This is a genomic window from Microcoleus sp. B4-C2, from assembly GCF_036705265.1.
In the GTDB taxonomy this organism is placed as follows: domain Bacteria; phylum Cyanobacteriota; class Cyanobacteriia; order Cyanobacteriales; family Microcoleaceae; genus Microcoleus.
In genome coordinates, this window is the sequence record NZ_JAUBUB010000008.1 from 99,462 (window position 1) to 111,338 (window position 11,877).

Sequence of the window (11,877 nt, forward strand, 5' to 3'; positions counted from 1 at the left end):
AGAAAAACTAATCGTTTGAGCAATTAAGAACGTCCTAATCATCAGGGCGGTTGCTATGTTATGGATCGATCGCGAAAACCAAGCCCTCTTGCTTCTTCCTTCTTGGCAAAGTTCAGAGAACATCCTGCAAGACTTTGCGAGTATGTTTCCAAGCTGCCATGCCCATCACCGAGACCAAAAAGCCCAAACCCAGCAACACGATCCGCAAGCCCAAGTCATCGTCGCCGACGGCATTACTGACAGCATCCGTTAGCGGGCCAGTCAGTGCTAAAGGCAGGCTCAGAGCAATATTAATCGCATTGTTTTCAAATCCAAAGACTTTACCCCGCATAGATTCGGGAGTTTTTTCTTGAATCAGAGCCTGCATCGGGCCGTTAATTAAGGAAGCACCAAAACCGAACAGAGCGCTCAATCCGAATCCCACCCAAAGGTGTCTGGCAAAGGCAAACATTGCTAATACAAAACCCATCATCAAGAAACCGATTAAAGGCAGAGGTTTGTGGTGCATTTGATGGCCCCAGTGTCCCAAAAAGGCGGCGCCGAAGACCATTCCAATTCCCGCAGCAGCGAGTAAAAAGCCAAATTGAGTTTCTTTGAGACCTATTTTGCCTGAAAGCGCGATCGCCAGCACCTGAAGCGCCGCAAACACGGAATACAAAATGGTCAACTGCACCATCGCGTTGCTGACAAGGTGATTGTGTTTCACATACCGCAAACCTTCCTTGAGGTCTTGCCAAGGATGGACGTTTTTGCCACTGCTGCCGACATGACCTTCTTTGATCTGCATGGCATATATCAAACCTGCTGAGATTAGGTACAACCCGCCCAGCAAAAACTCTTGAGAAGCTGCTCCGAAGCTGTGTTTGACCCAACTAAACAGCGGTTCGCCAATCGTCATCCCGATAATAATCCCGCCCATTGTGGACGAGGCGAACAGCGCATTTGCTGACATCAGTCCCTCTCGCCCCACGGCCAGGGGGACTGCTGCCGCTTCTGCAGGAGCAAAAAATTGCGTTACGGTAGAGATTAAAAACGTCATCGTCAACAAAACCACAAAAGCTTTGGGCAAAAACGGCAAAGCTACAATCAACCCGGCTCGAATCACGTTGCAGGCGACCAGCATTTGCTTTTTGGAAAAGCGGTCTACCACGATACCGGCTACGGAACCAAAGACGATCGCTGGCACGGTGTAGGCGATCATCACCGCTGACAGCATAGAATTTTCCGAATGTTGCCAAGAAACCGGCCAGGGTCGGTAGTCGCCGGTTTTCAGCAGAATAATCAGCAATACGTAAAAGATTTTATCCGCCACTTGGGCCAATAACTGGCCCGTCCACAAGGCGAGGAAGGGGCGATTTCTCAGTAGGGCATCAAGCCCGCTGCGGTCAGGGGGAGGGCTGGCTGGGTGCATAAGAATAGTTTAACTGACCGCCTCTGGCAATTATAGTTTTCAGCAATATGTGCAAATCTGACATAGCAAAGCGGAAACTCGGAAAACTCCTGTCTCCTGGGTTCTTTTTCTGTTTTAGCAGATCCGTGGCGGAGGGCTTGGGTCTTTTTCACTCTACCGCGATCTATCGGAGCGGAGAGCCCGCGCCTCGGGCCAATGGGAGAATATTGTTAAAGATTGGCGTGCCTCTCATCGCGAGTACAAAATAAGGTAGTATATTTTACAAAATACTTAATACTAGCAGTGATATTAAAAGATGTCACGCGATTTAAGTAATATAACGAAGGTACTAACTGTTAGGAGTGAAAAACTTGAAAAAGGTTGAAGCTATTATTCGCCCCTTTAAACTAGACGAAGTGAAAATCGCACTCGTCAATGCTGGTATTGTGGGGATGACTGTTTCTGAAGTTAGAGGTTTTGGCCGTCAGAAGGGCATGACAGAACGCTATCGCGGTTCTGAGTACACGGTTGAGTTCTTGCAAAAGCTCAAGGTCGAGATTGTTGTGGAAAACGATCAGGTTGACATGGTGGTTGATAAAATTATCGCGGCTTCCCGCACGGGCGAGATTGGCGACGGCAAGATTTTCATCTCTCCTGTAGAACAAATTATTCGGATTCGGACTGGGGAAAAGAACTTGGAGGCTATCTAAGATACTGGGGGCATTGGGCATTGGGCATTGGTATTTGGTAACTGGTCTTTGCCCAGGAAAAACCTATTTCCTGTTTAGTTCTGATACCTAAGTCTCAATATCCAATGCCACAGTGACCCACTGTTTTGGCTTTTTTACTCATTAGGGGTTGACAAGGTTCGCCATTTGTGGTATGAGAGCGTGGAAGGCTCGGCCGCGGTGAGAGTGCGATCGCTTGATATCCGGTGTCATTTCGGCAAAAGTCTGTTGCTGTGCGGGTACGTAGAAAATGGGGTCATATCCGAAACCTCCCGTACCGCGAGGAGTGTGCAGGATTTCGCCCCGACAAATTCCTTCTACTTGCAAGGCAATTGTACCGTCGGGACGGGCGATCGCGATCGCGCAAACAAATTGTGCTTCTCGGTTTTGTTCGCTTCCCAATTCTTTTAGAAGCCGAGATATCCTGTCAGCATCGGTTTTGCCATAGCGCGCGGAGTAAATCCCAGGTTTGCCGTTGAGTGCATCTACCATTAAACCAGAATCATCGGCGATCGACCATTTGCCCGTTGCTTTTGCGACTTCAGACGCCTTCAAGCAAGCATTAGCAATAAAAGTTTCGCCTGTTTCCTCGATTTCCAACTCTTCCGGTTTGAGTTCCAATTCCCATCCCAAATCCTGAAGATAAACTTGCATTTCCTTGAGTTTACCCGGATTGCCCGTAGCTACAACTAGCAATTTGCGATCGGTCATTATTTCTATTAAAACTTACGGCTCTATATTAACAAAAGATTGGAAAAATGGTTGCAACAAAATTCCCAAAATCTTATCAACATCTTGAATATAGTATTCAATCGGATCGATATAAACAGTAGTTTCCTCCAAAATCAAGAATTTCCAGTTAGTTCCCGTCGTCACCGCGCCGTAAATGCGATCGACCTCACTGTCTTGGTTTTGATTGAAACATTGAGCCGCTACCATTGCGGCCACGCATTGACCCAAACCGCCAATAATATCTTCCTTTTTTGCCTCAAAAATTGTTATAACCGGAGCACTGATGAACAATTGTTCTGAAGAACCGCTAATAATATAATCGCAAAATCCTTGCAAACCTCTTTCTGGATCGACAGTAAAATCCTTACCGGAAAAAAGAGAAACTCGTTTGTTTAACAATCGCCTAACTTCGGCTAAAATCGGGGCAATCAAAAATTCTGAGCGAGCTTTTTCTGTGGAAATAAAAGTTGCTAGCGGTACATAATCAATCAGGATTGTTGTTAAAATTTCTGATGGTGAAACTGGTTTTGTGTCGGCAAATAAATTGCGAGTTTCATCTAAGGTTAATCCAAAATCTTTTTTGACTCTCGCAAGGCTGAAATCGCTGTATGCCATATTCTTTTATCCTAAAATTTATCTGATATAGCAATAGTATTTCATTGGTGAGTAAGATTTTTTTTACCGCAGAGGGCGCAGAGGACGCAGAGAAAGAGAGATTTGAGATCGAGTCATCTGCGTTCATCTGCGTTCATCTGCGGTGGAAAAGTCCGATTAATTATGCGCCCAATTTTTCGCCCAGTTTAAGTTTTGCATGACTTCTTTCAATGTCGCTGCTTCTGAATACAGCCGCAACACTGGTTCGGTTCCGCTAAACCGAATTAACAGCCAACTTCCGTCTGCTAAACGAAATTTATATCCGTCCACTTTGTTGCAATCTACAACTGCTTTGCCGGCGATTTCTGTTAAGGGTTGATTTTGCAGCAGGGACAGCAAACGCGACCTTTCTTCCATGTTTGCTAGGTGCAAGTCTATTCTGTCATACGCTGAAGTAAAGCTTGTTTCTTGTTGCAGTCGGCTGTAAATTTTGCTTAAGTCTTCCCCGGATTTGACCACTGCTTCTAATAAGTACAGGGCTGACAGTAAAGCATCTCGTTCGGGGATGTGTGTACCGTAGCCAATTCCTCCTGATTCTTCGCCTCCGACTAAGACTTGGGTGGTTAACATTCGATCGGCTATATACTTGTAACCGATCGGCGTTTCAAATAATGGCAAGTCGTACAGCTTGGCAATTTTGGGAATTATGTCTGAACCGCTGACTGTTTTGATGACTTCCCCGGTCAAGCCGCGCCGTGAAGCTAAATGTTCGATTAAGATGGGAACTAGGATTTGTGAACTGAGGAAGTTGCCGCTAGAGTCAACGGCTGCAATTCGATCGCTATCTCCGTCAAATACAAATCCAATGGACAAACCAGAACTTTTTCGCTGGTGAGTACGCATCACCCGAAATAACTGCGACAGGTAGCGGGGCAAAGGTTCCGGTGCACCGCCGCCAAACAGCGGATCTCGATCGCTGTTGACTTCGTGCACCGTTTCTTCTAAAATTTGAGCTAATCCTCCGGCGGCGGCACCGTGCATTACATCTACAAATACTGTAATTTTACCGCTGGCGATCGCTTCTTTAATCGCCTCAATATCTACCATTTCCCGCAAGGTTTTGCAGTAAGCTGGCCAAGGATTGAAATTATCCAATTTGCCGGGAGTTGCTGAAAGTTCCGCGGGATTTTCGAGTTTTGCTTCTATCTGTTGAGTAACTTCGGGCGAAACTGAACCGCCAAATCCGCCCTTGACTTTTAACCCTAAATATGCACCGGGATTGTGGCTGGCTGTCAGGACGATCGCACCCAAAGCATTTAATTGTTTGGCAGCTAAACTGAAAGCTGGAGTGGGGGCGTAGGATTCGCTCAGCAGCACGTCAAATCCTGCGTTTTGGACGGCAACAGCCGCTGTGAAGGCAAATTCTTCAGCCAGAAATCGGCGGTCGTAACCGACAATTACGGTACCGCTGCTGCCATCGCTGCCGCCGGTTTGTGCGAGAACTTGTGCCGCTAGGGGAGCGACTAACGCTACGCGATCGAATGTAAAATCGTCAGCAATGATGCCGCGCCAGCCATCTGTACCGAATTTGATAGGATTCATTTAGTCACAAGTCATGAGTCACCCGTCTATTTTATGGGTTTATCAGTCGATCGTCATCCGATTTTAGATTTTAGATTTTAGATTGAAGAATTGCGACTGCGGATGAATCTGGGGGCTAGTGACCAAATTGCTCGATCGCTAGCCACCAGGAAAAAAGTGATTGGCTAATGACTAATGACTAATGACTAATGACTAATGACTAATAACTAATGACTAAAAGAATGCCGGTTGGTGGCGGATCAAATTCAGGAATTCTTCGCGAGTTTTCTGTTCCTCTTGAAACACGCCCAACATGGCACTCGTAACCGTCCAAGCACCAGGTTTTTGCACACCCCGCATCGTCATGCACATATGGCTGGCTTCCATTACTACAGCTACTCCCTGCGGTTCCAATATTGTCTGAACTGCTTCAGCAATCTGGCGTGTCAAACGTTCTTGCACCTGCAATCGGCGGCTGTACATTTCAGCAATTCGGGCTAATTTACTCAATCCCACTACTTTTTGGTTGGGAATGTAAGCGACATGAACTCTACCCATAAACGGCAGCATATGGTGTTCGCACATACTGAATACGCTGATGTCTCGTACCAGTACCATTTCGTTGTGGCCTTCGTCAAAGATAGCGCCGTTGAGGAGTTCTTCTAGGGATTGACTGTAACCGCTGGTGAGAAACCGCATTGCTTCTGCTACCCGTTTTGGGGTTTTGAGCAATCCTTCCCGTTCAGGATCTTCTCCTACTCCCAGCAGCATTGTGCGAACGGCCTCCATCATTTCTTCCATGCCTACTTCTGATGGTTTGGGCACGCTGGATTCTTGACCGTGGGAGGAATTGCGATCGGGTCGAGTTGGGATGCGCGGGGTGTTGTTGTCTGCGGTTTGTAACAGTTTCATGCTGTCAGTCGAGAGAGAGTTCGAGCCATTGGAATCGGCGGAAGATGCAATTGTCATAACAAGTTGGTGTGAGGGTGAATCGATTTTCGATTTTCGATTTTAGATTTTCGATTGGGGGATATATAGCCTTTCTCAAAAATGTGAGGTACGAATTTTGACCTGGAAAGCTTGACATTACAGGGTTTCTGTATACCTCATTTATCTGAGAACCGCTATAGCTAGAGATTCAAAGATTGTTGAATTCGAGAAAAATCCAGCAGTCTAAAATCTCAAGTTCACAAAACTCCTGCGTTGGACATGAGCGTGATTTCTTCAATTACTGCACTCGCTGGTAACTGAACTGCGTGCAGAATTGATTGGGCGACGATTTCTGGGGTTAACATGGCGCTGCGATCGAAGTCGGCGTCCACGGTGTCTGTGTCCCACAGGGGAGTGTTGACAGAACCGGGACAGATTGCTGTTACGCGAATTCCGTGAGCCCGTTCTTCGGCGGCTAAGGTTTTAGACAAAGCCATGAGACCAAATTTGCTAACGCAGTAGGCTCCCCAGTTGGGGAAGGCTTGGGTGCCGGCGATCGAGGAAACGTTGATGATGATTCCCGATCGGCGATCGCGCATTGAGGGCAAAACTCCTAAAATGCACTGCCAAACGCTAGTCAGATTGAGGTCTAGAACGCTTTGCCAGTCGGTTAGGGAAGTTTCCGTCAAGGAGCCGGTGTAGCCCATGCCAGCGCTGTTTACCAGGATATCTACGGCACCCAATTGAGCTGCGATCGCGCTGATGCTGCTTTGCACTTGCTCAATTTTTGCCAAGTCTAAGGGATAAGCTTCTGCTTTCACTCCGACTTCTCGGGCTGCTGCGGCAACGGCTTCTAAGTTTTCCGACTCTCGGCTAACTAAGGCCAGATTTATGCCTTCGGCGGCGAACGCTAGAGCCGTCGCTTTGCCAATACCGCTGCTGGCTCCGGTAATCAGAGCCTGCTTTGTTGTTGGATGGTTCATTCAGTGTCCTAATACTTTCGCTCGGCAACTCCCTACAGCGTTGCAGCCTTCATCGGCAAATTAGACAACTGTCTGCTGCGGGTGATCACAGTTAATTATGAGATAAACATTAAGAACTGTTAAGCCGTGTCACCTGAGAAATTATAACACTGCTGACAGATCCGCAGAATAATGAGCTGTGAGTTATGAGTTTAAAGTTAAGAATTTTTAACTCATAACTGATAACTCTGAATCGATCGGCTCAAGCCGCAATTTCAGTGAATACACCGATGTGGCGAAATTTTTGATACCGGAGTTCGCGTCGCTGCTGACCCGTAAGCTGGGTTAGTTCTGCTAAGTTTTCTAACAAAGCTTGTTTGAGTATGGAGGCAGCTTTGAGGGGATTCGAGTGAGCGCCGCCGATCGGCTCTGGTACTATTTGATCGAGAATGCCGAGGTTTTTCAAATCCCAGGAAGTGATTTTGAGAGCTTCTGCGGCCAAGTTAGCTTTACCGGAGTCTTTCCAGAGAATCGCCGCGCAAGCTTCGGGGGTGGCGACGGTGTAGACGGAATGTTCTAACATTAACAGCCGCTCGCCGACGCCGATACCCAATGCGCCGCCGGATCCGCCTTCGCCGATGACGGTGCAAATAATGGGAACGTCGAGGCGAAACATCTCGCGGAGGTTACAGGCGATCGCCTCTCCCTGTCCGAGCTGTTCTGCTTCTAAGCCCGCCCAAGCCCCCGGAGTGTCGATAAACGTGAAAATTGGCATTCCGAAGCGATCGGCGTGTTCCATCAACCGCAGGGCTTTGCGATAGCCACCGGGAGCCGCCATGCCGAAGTTGCGGGCGATATTGTCTTTAGTGTCGCGCCCTTTTTGATGGCCGATGATGACTGTGGGACGCCCGTCTATGCGGGCAATTCCGCCGACGAGGGCCGGGTCGTCTCCGCCGCGCCGATCGCCGTGAAGCTCGATCCACTCGTCGCTAATTGCCTGAATGTAATCGAGGGTGCTGGGGCGGCGCGGGTGACGGGCTAGTTGCAGCCGCTGCATGGGGGACAAGCTGCTGAAAATTTCTTGTCGCAGTTGGGCGGAACGCGCTTCGAGTTTGCGAATTTCGTCGGTGACATCGACGCTGTTTTCGGCGGCGAGTTCGCGAATCTGGTGAATTCGGGTTTCGAGTTCGGCCAGGGGCTTTTCAAAATCTAAGAGTAAGGGTTTACGGTCTGGGTTTGGCACGCTGATAATTTCTATAAGGTTTTGTCAGGTTTTGTCAGGTTTTGTCGATCGACTATTTCCAGATCCTACCCTGTCAGGGGATGCTGAAAAAGAGAGGAAATTTGGAAGTTTTGAATTTTAAATTTTGTATGAGATCAAATTTGGTCACATCATCATTATCATATAGCGCGAGCCGGAAGCTAGCGCTGCACTCCGAAAAATATTATTCCGATGCCAAAGAAAAAGTCAACTATTAAATTTTCAAATTTAACAGTTGACTTTTAACATCAAACTGACATTAATAAAGGTCTGAAACCGTGCTTGACAGAAATATGACCGATTTGCTCCATCTTTTCCACAGTAATTTGATTCCGTCCCCAAGAAAAATTGGTATACATTTTTTCAAATTCCAGTAGCATTGATTCAGCAAAACAGGCAAACAACTGTCGGCCCGGCACATCCATATTGACAATCTTCATGATTTTCCACTCAATATCGAGGGAATGCTCCACAATGCCGCCATTGAGTACGTAAATTCCGGGATGCTGAACCTGAGTTGCCAAATTTTTCGGATAGCCACCGTCAATCAATAAACATGGTTGCTTCAATGTCTTAGGGTCAATTTCTACTCCCTTGGGCATACTGGCTACCCAGACTACAATATCCGCTTGGGGCAGGGCTTCTTCCAAGTCCATAATTTTCCCTCGACCCAATTCTGATTGCAAATCTTGCAATCGTTCTTTGTCGCGGGCGATGAGCAACAATTCTGCTACATTTGTTTTAACATTGAGCCAGCGACACACAGCACTGCCAATATCGCCAGTAGCACCACAAACCGCTACCGTGGCTTTTGAAAGTTCAATCCCCAATTTAGGGGCTGCTTCTTCTACTTGGCGGCAGAGGATGTAAGCTGTGTGAGTGTTACCAGTGGTGAAGCGTTCAAACTCCAACTTGAGATTGCGAATTTGCTTAATTTGCTGCAAGTTGAAAGTCTCAAAAATGATCGAAGAAAAGCCGCCCAAAGCAGTGATGTTAATCCCGTTTTTTTGAGCGTGTGCCATCGCATTAAGGATTTTGCGAGTAGCTGCTTTAATCCGGCGAGTTGCTAGCATTTCTGGCAAAAAACAGGACTCGACATAGCGACCTTCTATTTTTTGTCCAGTGATGCTTGTTACCGTGATCTGATCAACTATTTGGGGCGGTGCGCTGCACCAAAAATCGAGACCTTGATCGGCATATTCTGGATAGCCCAGCTCGTTAGCTACTGATTGGGCGTGTTCTAAGCTGGTTAAGTGACCGATTAGACCAAACATTAAGTTGTCAAATGAAGGAAGATGGAAGGTGGAAGATGGAAGATGGAAGATGGAAGATGGGAAGATTAAAAATTTATATTTTAAAATGAGTTATCCCATTTTTAATTTTTAATTTTTAATTTTTTTCCCATTCCTTATTTCCAAGTTAACTAGGCTGCGAGGCCTTGTGCTGACATCCGCATGATATCGCGGTTGTTAAAGCCTATGTTGCCTAGGGCTTCGCCGTAGGCAATCATAAAGTCTTCGATTAAAGCGTCTTTTTCCATTCCCAAGACGCGGGCATCGTCTGCGACAGAGTTTAGCAGTCTCCAGATGATGGGCAGGTTTTGGCGGTTGGCAGCTTCGAGTTCGGCTTTGGATTCCTCAAAGTGAGCTTGCAGCCAGACTTCCCCAAAGTTGAGGTGGCTGTATTCTTCTTTGACGACGCCTTCGGTGATTTTGCGAGCAAAGTCATCGGCGACGGGGATGTAGATGTTGTAAGCTGCGATCGCAAAACACTCGATAATTAGCGATTGAATCAACAAGCAAGTTACAATCTGACCTTCGGCCGCTGCCGTTTGGAAGTTTCTGTGCAATTCCGAAAAGAACTGCTTGGCAAATGCCATGTCGGGCGTGACTTTAAGATTCCTGCCACAAGCTTGGAAGCCTTTCATGTGGCGGTTCTCCATCTTGGACAAGCCAACTAACTCTGCTTTTTTGTCCGCCAACAGTTCGGCCAGTGTCAGGTAATTATCGTGAGCTTCTTGTTCGCCTTCAATCACAATGGCGTTGATGCGGCTGTAAGCATCTTTGTAAGTTTCGGTTTGAAAGTCAATTGTTGGGCTGGCCTCAAGCTGGGGCATAGATATGTAGTCTCCTTATATAAGCTTGCGGGATGTTGGGAAACCCCTTTAAAATGGGGGGTCAGTGACAGTACACTTTACCTATTTTGAAAGCACCCCATCTAAATCACAGATTATAGCTGAGGATGCTTTCGACAAAGAACTTTTCTTTGACGTTCCGGGAAAAACTGGCGTCAAGCGTGCGTGTTTGCCGGACTTTTGCCGTCGAACACTCCAGAAAGACTATCGCTAGAATGCTATCTATTTACTAATTACTTGAATTAGTCGTTAGTCGATCTTTTGCCCGGAAATAGATGATAGAAATACGGTCTATGTCTCCACCTTTCAGGGTTTTACAGTACCAACTCTATCTATAACATTATATCCTAATCACAACTTCCTCCCTAGGTACTCCTTCTTTCCCTCTACTACTATTATGTTCTTGTATGGGAATCTGGGATGCGATCGGGTTGGAGAACGTCACAGGCTTATTATTTTAGGTTAATTCACAAATTTATGGGTAAATCCTTTGACAGGTCTCATGCGCTGGAACTGCTGAGTTTTATTTTGTTGCTGGCGGGTGCTGCGCTGGTGCTGCTGCCACTGGCTGCTGTATTCTTGGTTTCAATATCACCATCGGGTGTCGGTGTCAAGGCCACAGGCCTGACTTTTGCGAACTATCAGGAGGCTTGGCGACGGGGCAATTTTTTATTGGCATTCTTTAATTCTACTCTAGTGGCGATCGCAGTGACGGGTTTTCAGGTTGTAACTTCTGCTTTGGCCGGTTACGCCTTGGCCAGGCTGAAGTTTCGCGGGCGACAGGCGATTGTGTTGGGGGTTTTGGCGACGCTGGTAATTCCGTTTCAGCTTTTGGTGATTCCGATTTTCTTGGTTTTGAAGTGGGGCCATCTGCTGAATACTTACGGGGCGCTGATTTTGCCGACGGCGGCTAACGGTTTTGGGATTTTTCTGCTGCGCCAGTATTTTATGACAATTCCCGCGGAGTTAGAGGAGGCGGCAATGCTGGATGGGGCTAACCGCTGGCAGGTTTTGTGGCAGGTGATGTTACCTTTGGCCCGCCCTGCTTTGGTGACGCTGTTTTTGTTTACGTTTATCGGGGAGTGGAACGATTTGTTTAAGCCGCTGGTGTTTACGACGCGGCCGGAGTTGCGGACTGTGCAGTTGGTTTTGGCGGAATTTCAGGAACAGTTTACTAGCAGTTGGCAGTTGTTGATGGCGGCGGTGGTAATTGGAACTGTACCGGTGGTGTTGCTGTTTTTGGCCGGTCAGCGGCAGTTTATTCGGGGGATTGCGGCCACGGGGATTAAAAATTGAGTTGGAGATGCTTGGCAATTAAGTTTGTAGTCATTTGTTGAACCATTCTCCAGAACAGGCTTTCCGGCCTGTTCCACAAGAACATTTAGTATTTGTGGAACAGGCCGGAAAGCCTGTTGCTGACATTGGTACAAGATGTGAATTTGTAGTGAAGGAGGCGATTGAAATCGCTACTATACAAACAAAATCCACGCAATTAAGTTTGTAGTCATTTGTTGAACCATTCTCCAGAACAGGCTTTCCGGCCTGTTCCACAAGAACATTTAGTA

The 11,877-nt window shown here is 47.1% G+C and carries 12 protein-coding genes; 2 read left to right on the forward strand and 10 right to left on the reverse strand.

All coding sequences use genetic code 11. The annotated features are described in order from the left end of the window. Positions 1 to 112 precede the first annotated feature (112 nt). The gene (locus QUB20_RS05240; protein ID WP_333243559.1) at positions 113 to 1,411 is read right to left on the reverse strand and encodes an MFS transporter; all 1,299 of its coding nucleotides are present in this window, start codon (positions 1,409 to 1,411) and stop codon (positions 113 to 115) included. A 350-nt stretch (positions 1,412 to 1,761) separates the two neighbouring features. Between QUB20_RS05240 and QUB20_RS05245 the strand changes: the two genes are divergently transcribed. Continuing rightward, positions 1,762 to 2,100, forward strand: a complete 339-nt coding sequence (locus tag QUB20_RS05245) for a P-II family nitrogen regulator (protein ID WP_006633346.1) — start codon at positions 1,762 to 1,764, stop codon at positions 2,098 to 2,100. 141 nt (positions 2,101 to 2,241) lie between these two features. On the opposite strand, the gene rdgB is transcribed toward QUB20_RS05245, so the two are convergent. The 8 genes from rdgB to QUB20_RS05285 all read right to left on the reverse strand — a co-directional run bounded on the left by rdgB (position 2,242) and on the right by QUB20_RS05285 (position 10,294). Beyond that, complete coding sequence (gene rdgB / locus QUB20_RS05250; RefSeq protein WP_333243556.1) at positions 2,242 to 2,829, reverse strand: RdgB/HAM1 family non-canonical purine NTP pyrophosphatase; 588 nt, start codon at positions 2,827 to 2,829, stop codon at positions 2,242 to 2,244. Positions 2,830 to 2,844: 15 nt separating this feature from the next. Further along, positions 2,845 to 3,465, reverse strand: coding sequence for a hypothetical protein (locus QUB20_RS05255; RefSeq protein ID WP_333243554.1), 621 nt, complete (start codon positions 3,463 to 3,465; stop codon positions 2,845 to 2,847). A gap of 156 nt (positions 3,466 to 3,621) precedes the next feature. Beyond that, positions 3,622 to 5,046, reverse strand: a complete 1,425-nt coding sequence (locus tag QUB20_RS05260) for a phosphoglucomutase/phosphomannomutase family protein (RefSeq protein ID WP_333243552.1) — start codon at positions 5,044 to 5,046, stop codon at positions 3,622 to 3,624. A 213-nt stretch (positions 5,047 to 5,259) separates the two neighbouring features. Next, entirely contained in the window at positions 5,260 to 5,994 is a 735-nt protein-coding gene (folE, locus tag QUB20_RS05265) for a GTP cyclohydrolase I FolE (protein WP_333051519.1), read from the reverse strand. A gap of 218 nt (positions 5,995 to 6,212) precedes the next feature. Then, entirely contained in the window at positions 6,213 to 6,938 is a 726-nt protein-coding gene (locus tag QUB20_RS05270) for an SDR family oxidoreductase (protein ID WP_333243549.1), read from the reverse strand. 241 nt (positions 6,939 to 7,179) lie between these two features. Beyond that, entirely contained in the window at positions 7,180 to 8,160 is a 981-nt protein-coding gene (accA, locus tag QUB20_RS05275; protein ID WP_333238375.1) for an acetyl-CoA carboxylase carboxyl transferase subunit alpha, read from the reverse strand. Positions 8,161 to 8,426: 266 nt separating this feature from the next. Next, on the reverse strand, positions 8,427 to 9,452 hold the full coding sequence (locus QUB20_RS05280; RefSeq protein WP_333051513.1) for a long-chain acyl-[acyl-carrier-protein] reductase: 1,026 nt from the start codon (positions 9,450 to 9,452) through the stop codon (positions 8,427 to 8,429). A gap of 149 nt (positions 9,453 to 9,601) precedes the next feature. Beyond that, positions 9,602 to 10,294, reverse strand: coding sequence for an aldehyde oxygenase (deformylating) (locus QUB20_RS05285; protein ID WP_333051511.1), 693 nt, complete (start codon positions 10,292 to 10,294; stop codon positions 9,602 to 9,604). A 495-nt stretch (positions 10,295 to 10,789) separates the two neighbouring features. Here QUB20_RS05285 and QUB20_RS05290 point away from each other — a divergent pair, with 495 nt between their 5' ends. Next, on the forward strand, positions 10,790 to 11,608 hold the full coding sequence (locus tag QUB20_RS05290; RefSeq protein WP_333243545.1) for a carbohydrate ABC transporter permease: 819 nt from the start codon (positions 10,790 to 10,792) through the stop codon (positions 11,606 to 11,608). 30 nt (positions 11,609 to 11,638) lie between these two features. Here QUB20_RS05290 and QUB20_RS05295 read toward each other — a convergent pair. Then, positions 11,639 to 11,877, reverse strand: a 239-nt coding sequence (locus QUB20_RS05295) for a hypothetical protein (protein ID WP_333291212.1), incomplete at its 5' end; no start/stop codon positions are given.

Excerpts from the sequence above, each read along its gene's own strand:
- QUB20_RS05270 (WP_333243549.1), bottom strand. The coding sequence starts at position 6,938 with ATGAACCATCCAACAACAAAGCAGGCTCTGATTACCGGAGCCAGCAGC.
- QUB20_RS05240 (WP_333243559.1), bottom strand. The coding sequence starts at position 1,411 with ATGCACCCAGCCAGCCCTCCCCCTGACCGCAGCGGGCTTGATGCCCTA.
- QUB20_RS05290 (WP_333243545.1), top strand. The coding sequence starts at position 10,790 with ATGGGTAAATCCTTTGACAGGTCTCATGCGCTGGAACTGCTGAGTTTT.
- QUB20_RS05285 (WP_333051511.1), bottom strand. The coding sequence starts at position 10,294 with ATGCCCCAGCTTGAGGCCAGCCCAACAATTGACTTTCAAACCGAAACT.
- folE (WP_333051519.1), bottom strand. The coding sequence starts at position 5,994 with ATGACAATTGCATCTTCCGCCGATTCCAATGGCTCGAACTCTCTCTCG.
- rdgB (WP_333243556.1), bottom strand. The coding sequence starts at position 2,829 with ATGACCGATCGCAAATTGCTAGTTGTAGCTACGGGCAATCCGGGTAAA.
- QUB20_RS05260 (WP_333243552.1), bottom strand. The coding sequence starts at position 5,046 with ATGAATCCTATCAAATTCGGTACAGATGGCTGGCGCGGCATCATTGCT.
- QUB20_RS05280 (WP_333051513.1), bottom strand. The coding sequence starts at position 9,452 with ATGTTTGGTCTAATCGGTCACTTAACCAGCTTAGAACACGCCCAATCA.
- QUB20_RS05255 (WP_333243554.1), bottom strand. The coding sequence starts at position 3,465 with ATGGCATACAGCGATTTCAGCCTTGCGAGAGTCAAAAAAGATTTTGGA.